This is a genomic window from Galbibacter sp. PAP.153 (assembly GCF_037029175.1).
Taxonomy (GTDB): Bacteria; Bacteroidota; Bacteroidia; order Flavobacteriales; family Flavobacteriaceae; genus Galbibacter; species Galbibacter pacificus.
In genome coordinates, this window is record NZ_JAZEUN010000008.1 from 77,088 (window position 1) to 92,998 (window position 15,911).

Annotated in this window: 14 protein-coding genes; 13 read left to right on the plus strand and 1 reads right to left on the minus strand. The window is 44.9% G+C overall.

Features of this window, described 5'->3' with window-relative positions:
• Positions 1-6: 6 nt before the first annotated feature.
• The 13 genes from UXI14_RS06715 to UXI14_RS06775 are packed head-to-tail and all read left to right on the plus strand — an operon-like array spanning position 7 to position 15,009.
• Entirely contained in the window at positions 7-345 is a 339-nt protein-coding gene (locus UXI14_RS06715) for a hypothetical protein (protein ID WP_335965470.1), read from the plus strand.
• Positions 342-1,331: a zinc-dependent alcohol dehydrogenase family protein gene (locus UXI14_RS06720; RefSeq protein WP_335965471.1), complete on the plus strand. Its 990-nt coding sequence runs from the start codon at positions 342-344 to the stop codon at positions 1,329-1,331. Before UXI14_RS06715 ends, UXI14_RS06720 begins: the two co-directional genes overlap by 4 nt.
• Positions 1,328-2,287 (plus strand): hypothetical protein, encoded by a 960-nt coding sequence (locus UXI14_RS06725; RefSeq protein WP_335965472.1) that lies wholly within the window; start codon positions 1,328-1,330, stop codon positions 2,285-2,287. Before UXI14_RS06720 ends, UXI14_RS06725 begins: the two co-directional genes overlap by 4 nt.
• The gene (locus tag UXI14_RS06730) at positions 2,268-4,292 is read left to right on the plus strand and encodes a hydantoinase/oxoprolinase family protein (RefSeq protein ID WP_335965473.1); all 2,025 of its coding nucleotides are present in this window, start codon (positions 2,268-2,270) and stop codon (positions 4,290-4,292) included. The genes UXI14_RS06725 and UXI14_RS06730 overlap by 20 nt, the downstream gene beginning before the upstream one ends.
• A gap of 1 nt (position 4,293) precedes the next feature.
• Positions 4,294-6,012 (plus strand): hydantoinase B/oxoprolinase family protein, encoded by a 1,719-nt coding sequence (locus UXI14_RS06735; protein ID WP_335965474.1) that lies wholly within the window; start codon positions 4,294-4,296, stop codon positions 6,010-6,012.
• A gap of 2 nt (positions 6,013-6,014) precedes the next feature.
• Positions 6,015-7,241 (plus strand): amidohydrolase family protein, encoded by a 1,227-nt coding sequence (locus tag UXI14_RS06740; RefSeq protein WP_335965475.1) that lies wholly within the window; start codon positions 6,015-6,017, stop codon positions 7,239-7,241.
• A 10-nt stretch (positions 7,242-7,251) separates the two neighbouring features.
• Positions 7,252-8,013, plus strand: coding sequence for an SDR family oxidoreductase (locus UXI14_RS06745; protein ID WP_335965476.1), 762 nt, complete (start codon positions 7,252-7,254; stop codon positions 8,011-8,013).
• An 18-nt stretch (positions 8,014-8,031) separates the two neighbouring features.
• Entirely contained in the window at positions 8,032-9,051 is a 1,020-nt protein-coding gene (locus tag UXI14_RS06750; RefSeq protein ID WP_335965477.1) for an aldo/keto reductase, read from the plus strand.
• 9 nt (positions 9,052-9,060) lie between these two features.
• A complete protein-coding gene (locus UXI14_RS06755) occupies positions 9,061-10,281 on the plus strand; it encodes a cytosine permease (RefSeq protein ID WP_335965478.1) in 1,221 nt (406 codons plus the stop codon).
• A gap of 15 nt (positions 10,282-10,296) precedes the next feature.
• Positions 10,297-11,094 carry an aspartate/glutamate racemase family protein gene (locus tag UXI14_RS06760; RefSeq protein ID WP_335965479.1) on the plus strand — a complete coding sequence of 266 codons (798 nt, stop codon included), beginning with the start codon at positions 10,297-10,299 and terminating at the stop codon, positions 11,092-11,094.
• Positions 11,095-11,105: 11 nt separating this feature from the next.
• Positions 11,106-12,740, plus strand: coding sequence for an L-glutamate gamma-semialdehyde dehydrogenase (pruA, locus tag UXI14_RS06765; RefSeq protein ID WP_335965480.1), 1,635 nt, complete (start codon positions 11,106-11,108; stop codon positions 12,738-12,740).
• A gap of 48 nt (positions 12,741-12,788) precedes the next feature.
• Positions 12,789-13,832 (plus strand): aminotransferase class I/II-fold pyridoxal phosphate-dependent enzyme, encoded by a 1,044-nt coding sequence (locus tag UXI14_RS06770; RefSeq protein ID WP_335965481.1) that lies wholly within the window; start codon positions 12,789-12,791, stop codon positions 13,830-13,832.
• Positions 13,825-15,009: a proline dehydrogenase family protein gene (locus tag UXI14_RS06775; protein ID WP_335965482.1), complete on the plus strand. Its 1,185-nt coding sequence runs from the start codon at positions 13,825-13,827 to the stop codon at positions 15,007-15,009. The genes UXI14_RS06770 and UXI14_RS06775 overlap by 8 nt, the downstream gene beginning before the upstream one ends.
• Positions 15,010-15,215: 206 nt before the next feature.
• Here UXI14_RS06775 and UXI14_RS06780 read toward each other — a convergent pair whose 3' ends face one another.
• Positions 15,216-15,734: an aspartate/glutamate racemase family protein gene (locus tag UXI14_RS06780; protein WP_335965483.1), complete on the minus strand. Its 519-nt coding sequence runs from the start codon at positions 15,732-15,734 to the stop codon at positions 15,216-15,218.
• Positions 15,735-15,911 lie beyond the last annotated feature (177 nt).

A 15,911-nucleotide genomic window follows, 5' to 3' on the forward strand; every position in this document is an offset into this window, starting at 1 on the left:
ATGGTTATGAAAACCGTGGAAATACAATATCCTGGAGAAGGGGATTATTATAACAAGGAACTGCACGTTGGGGAAAATTTGGGGATCCGGACCCTTTTGGGAACGGTGTACTTAAAAAAGGGCGCGCGGATTCCTGAAACCGGCTTTTCCAGACATCCGTTCAATGAAGTTTCCATTATTACGGAAGGCTGTATTGAAATGATCGATGAGGAAAATAAGGTTTTGGGGTATTTACGTGCTGGGACGGCCGTCTATTTCAATGCGGGCGAACCCCAGGCCGGGCATGTAATGGAAGATACCAAATTGATTTATGTGCTCAACCAACCCAATAAACAACCGGAATGAAAATTATCCGATTTCATACAACGGGAGGACCGGAGGTGCTGCAATTTGATGAGGTGGAAGCTTCCAAACCTTTGGGGAACGAGGTGCTCATCAAGGTAAGCGCGTTCGCACTGAACCAAGCGGATATGTTGTTTATCAGGGGACAGCATTATACGGTCCCAAATTTTCCATCCAGGATCGGATCGGAAGCTACAGGTGTGGTTGTGGATATCGGGGAAGGGGTCACTTCGTTTAAGAAGGGGGATTGGGTAACTTCCATTCCCTTTTATACCCAGAAATATGGGGTACAAGGAGAGTATGCCACTATCCCAGAACGTTATCTGACCATGGTGCCGGATAACTTTTCAATAGAAGAGGCCACGTCATTTTGGATGCAATATTTGACGGCATATTATGCCCTCTTTAAATTGGGTGATGTTCAAAAAGGGGATTATGTTTTTATTCCCGCCACTTCTGGGACCGCAGGGCAAGGGGCATTGAAAATGGCAAAGGATGCTGGTGCCATAGTGTTAGGGTCCACCCGTACGGAACATAAAAAAGAATTTATTGCCGATTTGGGCGCTGACCATGTCATTGTTTCAGATAAGGGGAAAGTATTGGAAAGATTAAAGGAATTGACCGGGTCAAGAGGGTTGAAATTTGTTTTTGACCCCATCGGCGGCCCTTTCAATTCCGAATACATGCAGGCCTTGTCCTTTGGGGGGTCCGCGGCTATCTATGGTCTTTTGGGAGGCATGCCGACGGAATTTCCAATTCTTGACCTGGTCCGAAACAATACCCGGTTATATGCATATTCCATGTTCAATTATGTCATGGACGAACTCCTGCTCGAAGAGGGAAAATCCTATGTACTAGATCGTATACGGAAAAATGGTCTGAGGCCTATGGTCGACCGGGTATTTGATTTTAAGGATACAGTAAAGGCATATGAGTATATGCTTTCCAACAAGCAAAAAGGTAAAATCGTAGTAAAAGTTAACGCATGATACATATTGAAGACAAATTCATCAAGGAAAACATTTCATATCCAATGCTCATCGAAGCCTTGAAACTGGGTTTTCGGGAAAGCAAAATCGAGTGCCCTCCCAAACTGGCCTATAACTACAAGAGTTCCGTGAGCGAAAAAAACAATACAATGCTCATGATGCCAGCATGGGACAATGAGCAATATTTCGGTGTTAAATTGATTGCGGCCACCCCGCACAACAAGACTGTGGGAATTCCATATCTCAATGGCTCATATATTTTGTTCAATGCGAAAAATGGACTTCCATTGGCTTCCATGGATGCCAAGTTGATCACCAATATGAGAACGGCCGCTACTTCCGTATTGGCAAGTTCGTATCTGTGCAGGAAAGATGCCTCGGACGTATTGATCTTGGGCAATGGAAGTTTATCGCCCTATTACATTTCGGCTTATGCCTCACTTGGGCATGTAAAGAGCATCTATGTTTGGGGAAGGCAATATGAAAAGTCCCAAAAGGTGGTAGCATCTGTCCAACTTCCCGATCGTGTCCAAGTACAGGCGGTGAAAAATTTTAAGGAATTGATCCCTTCAATGGATATAATTAGTTGTATTACATCTAGTTATGACCCTTTGATCGTACGGGATGATATGGGGGAGGGACAACACTTTGATCTGGCTGGATCCTATACCAGTGAGATGATGGAAGTGGATACCGATGTGGTCAAAAACTGTACAGTCTTTACCGACAACTTCAATATTACCCTTGAGCATGCCGGGGAATTGGTCAATGCATTGAAGGAAGGGAAATTGAACAAGGAGGATATCCAAGGAGACTTTGAAATGCTGTGCAAGGATGATACCTCCAAGCGGAGAACATCAAAGGAGAATACACTTTTTAAATGTACGGGTATGGCCTTGGAGGATCTTGTTATGGCCCAACTGATACACAAGGCTTATGGACAAACAGGAAAGTAGGATTGGAATAGATATTGGCGGTACCTTCACGGATTTGATCTATCAGGACGAGCAGGGCCATACCAAGGCGGTAAAGGTGCCTACAACCCCATCAAGCCCGGACCGGGGATGCATTGCTGCCATAAGGAAAGCAGGGATTCGGAATATTGAAGCGGTATCCTATTTCCTTCATGCGACCACGGTAGGATTGAACGCATTGTTGGAACGAAAGGGAGCCACGGTCGGCCTGCTGACCACGGAGGGATTCAGGGATACCCTTGAGATCGGTCGAGGCGATAGGGCCGAAATGTACAATCTCAAATGGAATCCACCCAAACCCTTGGTACCTCGGAAATTAAGATTGGGCATCAAGGAAAGAATGTTCTATGATGGAAGCGTAAAGGAGCCACTAGATCCGCAGGCCATCAAAAATGCGTTGAACGTTTTTGAAAAGAACCGAGTTGACGCGATTGCCGTGGTATACCTTCATGCCTATGCCAACCCGGAACATGAGTTGGAAACTATGAAATTGTTAAGGGAAGAAGGATTCAAAGGTGAAATTTCACTATCCCATCAGGTAACTGGGGAATATAGGGAGTATGAACGTACAGCGACCACTGTTATAGATGCATTTGTGAGTGGTCGAATGGGGAGTTACCTAGATAAAATTGAAGCGGAACTCAAGGGCATAGGATTTAAAGGACTTCCCTTAATTACGAAATCCGGTGGAGGTGCCATGACATTTAAGGATGCCAATGGGGCCTTGGCTCAAACTGTCATGTCCGGTCCGGTAGCCGGTGCCGAAGGGGCAGCGGAACTTTCCAGGGCTTTGAACCTGGGTAATTTGATCACGGCCGACGTTGGAGGTACCAGTTTTGACACCTGTATTGTTGTTAATGGACGTCCCAAACTGATGTATCAAGGAGAAATCATAGGTCTACCCGTACAAATGCCTTGGGTGGATGTTAGATCTATCGGTGCTGGAGGAGGGTCGGTAGCTTATGTTGACAAGGGAGGATTATTGCGGGTCGGCCCGGAAAGTGCAGGTGCCAATCCAGGTCCCGCATGTTACGGGCGGGGTGGTAAGTTACCGACCATTACAGATGCAGCCTTTGTTTTGGGCATGCTTGGAAAAGGTGAATTGGCATCAGGACTCTTCCTGGACAAGGAAAACGCCATCAAGGCGCTCCAAAGCCTTTCGGAAGCCTTGGGCATTTCCGTAGAAAAAGTCGCAGTGGGCATTTTGAGGATTGCTACTTCCAGTATGGCGGATACGATCAGGGAAATCACAATAGAAAACGGTATCGATCCAAGGGAAATGAGATTGATAGCCTATGGAGGTGCCGGTCCCTTGTTCGCGGACCTTATTGTCAAGGAGCTTCAAATGACTGATATTGTACTCCCTCCTTTTGCAGGGAATTTTTCGGCTTGGGGACTCTTGGGAACGGATATCCTTTATGCCAAGTCCCTGACCTATCGGATGGATTTGGAACCAAGGTATGCGGACATTCTCAATCCAGTGTTGAATGGGATGTTCAAGGAGCTGGAGGAAAGGTTGGATTCGGACGTGCAAGTGGACCATGAAGTCATCTTGGATATCAGGTACAAGGGACAGGAACATTGTTTGCCGGTATCCCTAGAAAACGAGTCGGGTGAAGTGCAGCTGCTTGTCGACCAGATCATTGCCCGGTTTGAAGCGGATTACATGGATATCTATAATACCACCTTGGAGAATCCCTTGGAGGTGGTGGCCATAAGGATCGCATTGAGAAAATCCTTGTCGAAGAGGGTTTATGGGGTGCAATGTAAACCCGGAGCAGGGGAGTCGGAACAAATACAGGCGTATTCCTTTTGCAAGGAACAATTCGAAACTTTTAGGATCGTAAACCGAAACCAACTTACCTTGGGTGTTTCCATACAAGGACCGATAATTTTGACGGAGGATACGACCACTACATATATTGATGTGGATTCATCCATTCGTCTGGATGATTCAGGATGTGTATTGATTACAAAAGTATATTGATATGAAAAACAAGCATGTTTTTACGGCAGTTCAAAAGGAAGGGGCGATGCCAATCAAAGATATTGACCCTATCAAAACGGAAATCATTAGAAATGCATTGAATTCCGCAGCCAATCAAATGAAACAGGCTCTTTGTAGAACGGCTTTTTCACCGATCATCTATGAAGTTTTGGATTTTGCCTCCGCAATCTACGATAAGGATTTGAGACTATTGTCACAAGCCCCCAGTCTCCCCCTCTTTATGGGGACCCTTAATTTTTGTGTGGAAGCGGCCGTTGAAGGAGTAGGGGGCGTTGCCAAGTTGGAGGAAGGGGATGTGATCATATATAATGATCCCTTCGGAACCGGTGCCCATCAACCGGATGTAGCCTTGGTCATGCCCGTTTTCCATAAAGGAAAACTTGTCGGATATACGGCCATCAAGGCGCATTGGCTGGACATCGGGGCAAAGGACCCCTATTGTTCCGATACTATAGATTATTTTCAGGAAGGAGTCATTTTTCCAGGCGTAAAGTTATTCGAAAAGGGCAAGTTGGTCGACAGCATCCACCGTATGATATTGGCAAATTCCCGGCTTCCAAAGGCCATAGATGGTGATATGAGGGCACAATGTGTGGGCCTTAATGCTGGTAGCAAGGCCTTGAGTGCCATTATCGAAAAATATGGAGAGGAAGAGTTCTTCAAATGCGTGGAAGTGATTTTCAACCACGGGGAATCCGTGGTAAAGAACTATTTCAAGGAAATACCCAATGGAAAGTATGTGGGCAGTGGAATGATGGACAATAATGGGATTTCCGACAGTGGTATACCCTTCAACGTGACCATAGTGGTAGCTGAGGATGAGATTACAGTTGATTTTACTGATGTGTCCCCACAACAAGAAGGCCCGGTTAATTGTCCGCTTCCCTCTACGGTCTCTGCGGCCAGAATAGCCATAAGCATGCTTGCGGGCGGCGGCGAATCACCGACTGAAGGCCACTTTAGACCTATCAAGGTCATAACTGAAAAGGGAACTATGTTTCATCCGATACCGCCCGCCCCATGTTTCTTGTACGGTTGGCCGGCCATGCAGTCCATCGAAGTAATATATAGGGCTATAGGAGCAGCGTTTCCAGAGCTGGTTCCTGCTGATTCCGCTGGGGATATTTGTTCCATGGTGTTTTGGGGAAGATCCAGCAAGACCAAAGAAGCATGGGCGGACGGAGCTCCCTATCCATCCGGTCAAGGAGCATCAAATGTAGGGGATGGTTCCAGTGTGCTTCACATCGCGGAATCCGCAACACGTTTTTCGCCTACCGAGGTTAGGGAGACTATGTACCCTTACATTTTGAACAAGGTGGAATTGTCCCAAGATTCCTGTGGTACTGGATGCCACAAAGGAGGCATGGGAATTGACTTTGAGTTTGAATTTTTAGAGGATGCCTATGTAACGGCAACCCTTGAACGAACCAAAACAGCTCCAAAGGGATTGCTTGAAGGTAAAGAGGGCAGGGCCAATAGCTGTACCGTTGTCTTTCCCAATGGTAAAGAAGAGAATATTGGAAAGGTCACCCGTTATTTTCTACCCAAAGCAACCCAATTGTTATTAAAGACTGGCGGGGGAGGGGGATACGGTGCCCCCAATGAAAGGACACTTGACCAAATTCAGGAGGATATTGAAAATGAATTGATCTCCCCAACATATGCAGAAAGGCAATATCCACAATGTAAGACCCCTTAGTTATGGCAGCGAAACAAAGAACGATCCGTATTAAAAATGCGATGATAATTGATGGTACCGGCAAGAGGCCTTATTTGGGATCTGTCGTGGTTAAGCAGGGGAATATCCATCGGATAGACACAAATGGGATTCAGGAAGAACCGGTTGATGAAACGGTAGATGCTAGTGGAATGTATTTATTGCCGGGAATGATTGATTGTCATGTACATGTCATGATCAATAGGTACAATTTTGCGGAACACTTGAACACTCCATTTTCATTAAACTATTACAAATCCATATCCAACATGGAAGCTTTGATCCGCGCAGGGATCACCTCAGCAAGGGATGCAGGAGGTGCGGATTTAGGGGTGAAGAGAGCACAGGAATTGGGCTTGGTTCAAGGCCCTAAACTGAAGGTCAGTATAACCCCGCTCAGCATAACCGGGGGGCATATGGATGGATGGAGATTATCCGGTATGGAAACTTTTATCCTCAACCCTCCTTACCCGGGCAATCCTAAGGGGATTTGTGATGGGATCGAATCAGTGCGAAGAAAGGTACGTGAAGTTTTAAGAGCAGGGGCTGATGTCATAAAGGTGTGTGCCACGGGTGGGGTAATGAGCCCCACAGACCACCCTGATTTCGAGCAATTTTCCATAGAAGAGTTACAGATTATGGTAGAAGAGGCCAATATGCGAAAAGGCGTAAGGGTAATGGCACATGCCCAAGGGCTCGATGGAATCAAAAATGCCATAAAAGCCGGAGTGCATTCCATTGAGCATGGTGTGTCATTGGACGATGAGGCCATTGCACTGATGTTGGAAAACCAAGTATATCTAGTCCCAACGCTATTGGCAGTGGATACAGTACTGAAAGGGACATACCCGGAGTCGATTAAAGAACAGGCCAGGGCAATGAACGATAAACATTTGCGAAGTGTCGAAAAAGCATATAGGGCAGGGGTATCCATAGCTATGGGCACGGACTCGGGCATTGTTGAGCACGGAAGGAATTTGGAGGAACTGGTATTGATGTGCAATGTGGGAATGCAACCATTGGAAGCCATAAAGGCCGCTACCTTGACAGCAGCACAATGTCTTGGGATCCAGAAAACGACCGGTACGGTTGAAGTTGGAAAAGCAGCCGATTTGATATTGATCGATAAGGATCCACTTAAGAATATAGGTTATTTAAGCGATAAAAATAATATAAAGACCATTTGGCAAAAGGGAATTGAAATCACTTAAAAATCGAGGTATGACAAATCAATTTAAGAATAAAACAATTTTGGTGACCGGTGCCGCTTCCGGAATGGGCAAGGCAATGGTGAAGAAGCTTGTTGATAAAGGTGCTCGGGTCTATGCTTGTGATTGGAATGAAAATGGGTTGGCCGAATTTTTGGAAAGTTCAAATATTTCGGTAATAAAATTGGACGTATCTTCTTCTTCGGCCTGCAATGCAGTGGCCGAACAAATTGTAAAGGAACGCGGCAGGTTAGACGGTATGGTCAATTTTGCGGGGGTCATTAAAAGAACGGGAATACTGGACTGCACCGATGAGGATTTCGATTACGTAATGAAAGTCAATGTCTACGGTACCTTTTATCTAACAAGGGCAATAGCACAAGTAATGTTGCGACAGGGGAGTGGGTCAATTGTAAATGTAAGTTCCGTATGGAGCACAATAGGTGCTTCCGGAGTACTGGCATATTGCACTTCGAAAGGAGCTGTTAGTCAATTGACCAGAAGCTCGGCCTTGGATTTGGCGGGGACAGGTGTCAGGATTAATGAGATAAGACCAGGCGAGACAAACACAGCCATGCTGGCATCCGAAAGAAAAGGAACGTTCACCAAGGAAGATATAGCGAAAAAATTAAAGGAAATAGCGGTTTCCATTCCAGAGAAACGGTTGGCAGACCCAGAGGAAATGGCCAATGCCGCCTTATTTTTGTTATCTGACGAATCGTCTTATATACAAGGCAGTTCTATCACAGTGGATGGTGGTTACTCTGCGCAATAAGAATTAAAAACCCAGGCTATGCTGCATTATGAATTTTATAGATCATTAGGAAGAACAGGACTAAAGGTTTCCCCTATTTGTCTGGGAACGGACAATTTTGCAAATCCCACATCGGATAACGAATCCCGGGAGATTCTTAACTATGCCATGGAACAGGGCATTAACCTAATCGATACCTCGAATAGCTATGCGGATGGCAAGGCAGAACAGATCATTGGGAAAACATTGCAGGACAACAATAGAAGAGAGGATATTATTCTTGCGACCAAGTTTTACTATCCTACCAGTGGTAGGAAGGGAGTAAACCATAGAGGTGCTTCGCGTAAGCATATCATCAAGGCATGTGAGGACTCCTTAAAAAGATTGGGTACGGATTACATTGATCTGTATCAAATGCACCGTGTGGCTATGGACATGGAATTGGAAGAGATATTATCTGCCTTGACCTATCTGGTAAGACAAGGAAAGATACGGTATTTTGGGGCGACAACTTCCCCGTCTTGGAAAATTGCTGAGAGCCGTTTGTTGTCTGAGTTTAAAAACATGGCGTATGCCGTATCTGAGCAGTTGCCATATAATCTGCTCGATAGACGGGTTGAGAATGAAATTTTACCGGCATGTGAGTGGGCAAACCTAGCGGTATTTGCATGGTCTCCATTGGCCATGGGAATGCTTGCCGGGCGTTATAATAATTCCGATGCGGCCACATTTGAGACCGCTAGGTTCCAACGAGGAGGTATTTATGCCGATCGAGTCACCCCAAAGGCAGTGACCGTTGCCCAACAATTTGTCGAATTGGCCAAGGAAGTAAAAATGAAACCTGCCCATCTAGCTCTTTTATGGGTTAAAGAGCAACCTGGGATTACAGCACCCTTGTGCGGCCCAAGGACCCTGGAACAGTTAAAGGATATTGTTCCCTTGATGTCCAAGGGATTGAGCAAGGAGCTAATGGAGCGATGTGATCAGATTGTACCACCGGGAAGTGCGGTGGCCAATTTTCTGAATTCGGCTCCTTGGATGAAAGGAAAACTAATTTAAACGAATATTATGGAAGAAAACCAAAGAAATGCAAAATGGTTCAGCCTCGCCAGTATATGGTTCGGGGGGATTGTAAGTGTTCCTTCACTCTTGATAGGAAGTTCACTGATTACCATCCTTCCCTTTAAGTCGACCCTTGTGGCAGGGTTGGTAGGTTTTTCAATTGTGGTTGTACTCATGGCCCTGATCAGTATGGTCGCGGTAGATAGGCAATTTAATTCCGTTCAAATATCAGAGGGGAGCTTTGGTCAATTGGGAAGTAAACTGATCGTAGGGATTGTCATCGCCGTATCCACATTGGGCTGGTTCGGGGTACAGACCAATATAGCAGGGGATTCCTTCTCCAAGATAATGATGGAATCCTTTGGAATACATCTCGTATCTTGGGTCTCCTCCATTTTTTGGGGAGTAATTATGATCATGACGGCCGTATTTGGCTTCAAATACCTGAAATGGTTAAATTATGTTGCAGTGCCCGCGATAATGGCCCTTCTATTATATGCTGCCATCATCACCTTTCAATCACACGGGCTTCAAGAGGTATTGGACTATCGTCCTGAAGAGAGTATTTCAATCATTCAGGGAATAGGCCTGGCCATAGGGTTTATTTCCGTTACGATTGTAATATCTCCCGATTATAACAGGTTTGCGGCTTCTAAAAAGGATGCCGTCCTAGGGTCTTTGATGGGGATTTTACCTTCGGCCCTGCCCCTGATGGCATTGGGGGCCATATTGGCAATAACCCGGGGAACCTATGATGTTGTCGAAATTTTTTCATCATTAGGCTTTCCACTTTTTGCCATGATGATACTGATTTTGGCCACTTGGACTTCCAATGTGGTGAACATCTATTCATCGGGACTCGCTTTCAATACCTTGCTCAATTTGCCTGAAAAGTCAAGGGCAAGAACTACGCTCATTGCAGGTTCTGTTGGGTTGCTGTTGGCCGCCATCGGTATCATAAATTATTTTATGGGATTTATCAGTTTTTTAACGGTGACGGTGACACCGATTGTAGGGGTCATTGTTTCCCATTATTATTTGGGCAGGTCGACCGATACCGCCAACGATAAATCCTTTAACTGGAAGGGGATAGTTTCTTGGTTGATTGGAGTGTTATCAATGCTTTTGATCACCAACGATACCAAATATATTATAGGTATTCTCGTGTCGTCAGTGCTTTTCTTTCTCTTTACGAGGATACCCGACAAAATGAAATCTAATAATTAATTAAAATATATACTTATGGAAACAAAGTTGAAAATCATGTATTTGAATCCGGTAGGATTTAGTGCATACGACTCCTTTTTTGGTAAAATGATAAGGGAGAATAAGTTCCCGAACTCGGAAGTACACGTGGCCTCCTTGACCGCTGATGTCGGTCTTATGGACAATTTGGAATATAGGACCTATAACGGGTTGATAGCCTCTGAGCTGATTAAGGCCACCCGAAAAGCTTCCCAAGAGGGGTTTGATGCCATGGTCATCGGTTGCTTTTATGATCCCTTTTTATTGGATGCACGTGAAATATCAGGGGATATGGTCGTCGTCGGACCTAGCCATTCGTCCGTTGAAATCGCTTTAAAATTGTCCAATAGGTTTTCTGTTGTCATCGGACAAAAAAAGTGGGAGCATGAAATGCATTCGACAATCAAGGAATATGGTTATGGTGAACATTTGGCCTCCTTCAGGGATGTAAACATGAACGTATGCGAGTTCCAAAAGGATCATGATATCACGGCAAGTAAGTTGTTCCAAGCCTCAAAAAGTGCTGTAGAGGAGGATTTTGCAGAGTCCATTATTTTGGGTTGTACCTGTGAATTTGGATTCTACCAAGAGATTCAAAAAAAGCTTGAAGTACCCGTGATCGATCCGTCCCTGGCAGCATTGAAACAGGCAGAGCAAGCGGCGTTCCTTAAGAAAAGCTATGGTTGGAAACCTTCAAGGAAATGGAGTTGTGAACCGCCATCAGAGCAGGACATCAGTCAGTTTAAACTGTTTGACGATGCCTATGAATTTGGTAACAGAATAATAATCGAATAAAAAATATACCTATGGGAAAAGGATTTTTTCAAGTTCCGACCGCATACAACGAGCCTGTTTTGAGCTATGCCCCGGGTTCCCCCGAACGAGAAGAAGTACTCAAACAATACAAAGCATTTTACAATGACAATGTGGACATTCCAATTTACATTGGAAGCGAGGAAATAAAAACGGGCAACACCAGGCTATTGTCCCCTCCACACGACCACAAACATGTGATAGGACAATATCACCTTGCGGAAAAAACGCATGTGGAAAAGGCCATCGCCAATTGTTTGGAAGCAAGGGAGGCCTGGGCCAATCTGACCTGGGAACAGCGTGCCGCCGTATTCTTGAAGGCCGCGGACCTCATCGCCGGGCCCTACCGCCAAAAGATGAACGCCGCCACCATGCTCGCCCAATCCAAGAACATCTATCAGGCCGAGATCGATTCCGCCTGTGAGATCGTGGACTTCCTCCGTTTCAATGTGGAGTACATGTCGCAGATATACAGCGAACAGCCCGAATCCTCGGAAGGGGTCTGGAACCGGGTGGAATACCGCCCACTGGAGGGCTTTGTCTATGCCGTCACCCCCTTCAACTTCACGGCCATCGCAGGGAACCTTCCCACCAGTGCCGCGATGATGGGCAACGTTTCCATCTGGAAGCCCAGTGACAGCCAAGTATATTCCGCCAAGGTGATCGTGGACGTGCTCAAGGAGGCCGGATTGCCCGATGGGGTGATCAATGTGGTCTATGGCGATCCTGTCATGATCTCCGACACGGTATTGGACAGCCCCGATTTCTCGGGAATCCACTTTACGGGCTCCACCACGGTATTCAAGAACCTTTGGAAACAGATCGGGAACAATATCGACAAGTATAGATCATATCCCAGGATCGTTGGCGAAACAGGCGGCAAGGATTTCATCATCGTGCACCCAACGGCCAAACCGCAACAGGTGGCCACGGCGATCAGTCGGGGCGCTTTTGAGTTCCAAGGACAGAAATGCAGTGCGGCATCCAGGGTCTATCTGCCAAAATCCACTGCCGATGAGATTTTGGAACTGGTCAAAAAGGACATTACCTCCTTTAACAAGCCAGGTTCGCCAGAGGACATGGGAAACTTCATCACTGCTGTGATCCACGAAGGCTCTTTTGACAAATTGGCCAAGTACATCGACCAGGCCAAGGCCGATGATAATGCCGAGATCATCGCCGGAGGCAATTATGATAAATCCGAAGGGTACTTTATCGAGCCCACCGTGATCCTGACCACCGACCCACAGTACAAGACCATGTACACCGAGCTTTTCGGTCCCGTGGTCACTGTCTATGTCTACGAGGACAAGGATTGGAGCGAGACCTTGAAATTGGTGGACGGCACCTCCGAATACGGGCTTACGGGCGCCGTGCTTTCCGGGGACCGCTATTCCATCGACGAGGCCACCAAGGCGTTACAGAACGCAGCAGGTAACTTCTACATCAACGATAAGCCAACAGGAGCCGTTGTGGGACAACAACCATTTGGAGGGGCCAGGGCATCGGGTACCAACGACAAGGCAGGTTCCATGCAGAACCTCCTTCGCTGGGTTTCCCCTAGGTTGATCAAGGAGACTTTTGTGACCCCAGAGGATTACAGGTATCCATTTTGTCAAACAGATTAGTGCACGTGTTTTTGCAGGTACATTTTTAGTTAATTTTTAAGTAATGCCATGTACAATCTTAAAAATGATTATTCCAATGGCTGTCACCCCAGTATTCTAAAACGCCTAATCGATACCAATGATACTTCACAAGAAGGATATGGAGTCGATGAATATTCCAAGGAAGCAAAGCAGCTTTTAATGGCAAAGGTAGGTAACCCAAAGGCGAAGGTGTTTTTCGCCTCTGGGGGTACCCAGGCCAATTTACTGGTCATAGCGGCCCTTCTAAAAAGCCATGAAGCCGTGATATCGGTCAAAACGGGGCATATATCATGTCATGAAGCCGGTGCGATCGAGTCCATTGGACATAAAATAATTACAGTTGATTCCGAAGATGGAAAATTGAAGCCTTCAAGTATCGAGGAAGCTTTAAAAAGACATGATTTGAGTCCCCATGTCGTAAAGCCCAAAATGATTTATATTTCCAATGCTACGGAATTGGGCACGTTCTATACCCGAAAGGAATTGCGTCAACTGTCCCAATTTTGTAAAGTACATGAGCTATTTGTCTTTATGGACGGGGCTAGATTGGGAAACGCCCTGCGTGCAAAGGGTAATGATCTTTCTATGAATGATATTTCAACGTGGACGGATGTGTTTTCCATTGGAGGGACAAAGAATGGGGGGTTATTAGGGGAAGCGATTATTTTCAATCAAGCAGGCCTTGCGGTAGATTTTGATATTTTATTGAAGCAAAAAGGCGCTTTATTGTCTAAGTCCCGTGTATTTGGTGTTCAATTCCTTGAACTCTTTAAGGATGATCTGTATTTCAGTCTGGCCGAAAAGGCGAACCATATGGCTATCAAATTGGCAAAAGCCTTACAAAACGAAATAGGTTGTCCTTTTTTAATGGAGCCAACGACCAATCAAATTTTTCCCATTTTACCCAATGAATGGGTCAGGATTTTGGAGCAAAATCAACGTTTTCACGTTTGGAAAACGCTCGATGACCAATACTCGGCCGTACGAATGATGACTTCCTGGAATACACAAGATGGTGAAATCGATTTACTGATCAAGGAGCTCAAAGAATATAATAATGACAATGAATAAAATATTTAACAATACGGAAAGGGCTTTCGCCCTGAAATCGGATTCCCAGTTACAGCGGGCCTATTTCCTATTTAGGATGATAGCTATAGGGCCCTTGGTCAGAACGGGGTCTGCAGTTACCAATTTTGCATTGAGGGCCCATTTGCCAATTGAAGGGATGGTTCGGAGAATCGTATTCGACCATTTTTGTGGTGGGGTGAGTGAAAAGGACTGTTTGCCTGTTATTGGGAAAATGTATGAAAAAGGTGTTAATTCGATTTTGGATTATTCGGCGGAAGGAAAGGAAGCGGAAAATCAGTTTGATGATGCCATGGATAAAATTGTAAAGGTGATCGATTTTGCCAAGGATAGAAAATCCATTCCTTTTGCCGTGTTCAAACCTACAGCACTTGGAAGGTTTGGGCTATATCAAAAGGTTACCGAAAAAAAGGCTTTGGACGAAGGAGAACAATTGGAATGGGAACGTGTTGAAAAAAGATACCATGAAGTCTGTTCAAAGGCTCATAAAAATGGTGTTGCTGTTTTGATAGATGCAGAGGAGAGCTGGATGCAGGATGCGGTAGATGACCTGGTTCTGAAAATGATGCGGACCTATAATCGGGAAAGGGCCATTGTGTTTAACACCTTACAAATGTATAGGTGGGATCGATTGGATTATATGAAGGAGCTTATTGAGATAAGTGATAGGGAGAAAATCAAGGTGGGCATCAAAATCGTGAGGGGAGCCTATATGGAGAAAGAAAACGAAAGGGCCTTAGTCAAAGGATATCCCAGTCCCATTTGTGAATCGAAGGAAGATACCGATCTTAATTTTGATAGGGCAGTGGAACTAATGTCCGATCACCTGGATAAATTTTCTATTTTTTTAGGAACCCACAATGAATATAGTACCTATAGATTAATGGATTTGATGGCGAAATTGAACATTGGTTCCAAGGATCCAAGGGTGTGGTTCGGTCAACTCTATGGGATGAGTGATCACATTACCTACAATTTGGCAGATTCAGGGTATTTGGTGGCAAAATATTTGCCTTATGGCCCCGTAAGGGATGTAATGCCCTATTTAATTCGAAGGGCGGAAGAAAACACATCAGTCTCCGGTCAGACTTCGCGTGAATTGTTTTTAATAAAAAAGGAAAAAGCAAGAAGAAGGTTGAATAGGAAAGCCATAGCGTGATTTTGTTCTCGGTTTAGTGGATGTTCTTAGATTTAAGAAATGTGTATGTGTCCGGTATTTTCTGAAACATTAGTAATTATAAAAGTTGATAGTTACCCTTAAAATGGGGAATTAACATTATAGGTCAATAAACAGGGAAAGTAAACTGCTCCACTTAAAAAAGAGGAGCAGTCCAAGTAATCCAAGACGAATTTTGAATTATCCATCTATTCCACTACGATTAAGTTACCAAATTCATATGGGGTTTGAAAAATATTGAAACTTGCCATTTCAGTTTCGCTTGGGGGCTCCAACCCCCATAATTTACTCGTTTTCCACGATGACTTTAACTTGAGTGAAGCAGCATGTTCAGCAGTTTTTAAGGCACCTATGGATGCATCAATTACTGGTACAAAGGAACCAGTTTGGGCAAGTATTTCATTTTGTACCTGTAAATAGAAGCCTGTCTCCAATGTGCAGCCCAGTATGATGGATTCAGCATGATCTTCATTTACGGCAGCTATAGAAGCATCAATGATTTTTTGTCCAGCATCTGGGTTGGTAATAAACTCGGGGGGTGTCAATCCCACAGCTCTAAAGGACCTTAGGTGATTGCCATATCCGTAACTTTCTATTGACTCTCTCATTTGATCTTCCCATTTCCACCTTCCAATGATTACAGAAAAATTGTTGGCCAATCTTAAGGCAATTTCACAACAATTCTGACATGGTTCATTTATTTTCAAGTTTCTGAACCAAATGGGCGATGTCCATTCTTGAAGTGATTTCCTCCCAAAAAATAAATAGGACAGTAAGTTTAATTGTTAAACTCATTGAATGAATATGACGAAAGAAATTCAACTATACGTTATAGGCAGGATTTAGAAGGGGGTGTACCTTTAGTTGGGTTAAAGAAACCTGTA

What these genes read in the sequence shown, in the direction of transcription:
- UXI14_RS06715 (WP_335965470.1), top strand. Translation starts at nt 7, where the DNA reads ATGAAAACCGTGGAAATACAATATCCTGGAGAAGGGGATTATTATAAC.
- UXI14_RS06720 (WP_335965471.1), top strand. Translation starts at nt 342, where the DNA reads ATGAAAATTATCCGATTTCATACAACGGGAGGACCGGAGGTGCTGCAA.
- UXI14_RS06725 (WP_335965472.1), top strand. Translation starts at nt 1,328, where the DNA reads ATGATACATATTGAAGACAAATTCATCAAGGAAAACATTTCATATCCA.
- UXI14_RS06730 (WP_335965473.1), top strand. Translation starts at nt 2,268, where the DNA reads ATGGACAAACAGGAAAGTAGGATTGGAATAGATATTGGCGGTACCTTC.
- UXI14_RS06735 (WP_335965474.1), top strand. Translation starts at nt 4,294, where the DNA reads ATGAAAAACAAGCATGTTTTTACGGCAGTTCAAAAGGAAGGGGCGATG.
- UXI14_RS06740 (WP_335965475.1), top strand. Translation starts at nt 6,015, where the DNA reads ATGGCAGCGAAACAAAGAACGATCCGTATTAAAAATGCGATGATAATT.
- UXI14_RS06745 (WP_335965476.1), top strand. Translation starts at nt 7,252, where the DNA reads ATGACAAATCAATTTAAGAATAAAACAATTTTGGTGACCGGTGCCGCT.
- UXI14_RS06750 (WP_335965477.1), top strand. Translation starts at nt 8,032, where the DNA reads ATGCTGCATTATGAATTTTATAGATCATTAGGAAGAACAGGACTAAAG.
- UXI14_RS06755 (WP_335965478.1), top strand. Translation starts at nt 9,061, where the DNA reads ATGGAAGAAAACCAAAGAAATGCAAAATGGTTCAGCCTCGCCAGTATA.
- UXI14_RS06760 (WP_335965479.1), top strand. Translation starts at nt 10,297, where the DNA reads ATGGAAACAAAGTTGAAAATCATGTATTTGAATCCGGTAGGATTTAGT.
- pruA (WP_335965480.1), top strand. Translation starts at nt 11,106, where the DNA reads ATGGGAAAAGGATTTTTTCAAGTTCCGACCGCATACAACGAGCCTGTT.
- UXI14_RS06770 (WP_335965481.1), top strand. Translation starts at nt 12,789, where the DNA reads ATGTACAATCTTAAAAATGATTATTCCAATGGCTGTCACCCCAGTATT.
- UXI14_RS06775 (WP_335965482.1), top strand. Translation starts at nt 13,825, where the DNA reads ATGAATAAAATATTTAACAATACGGAAAGGGCTTTCGCCCTGAAATCG.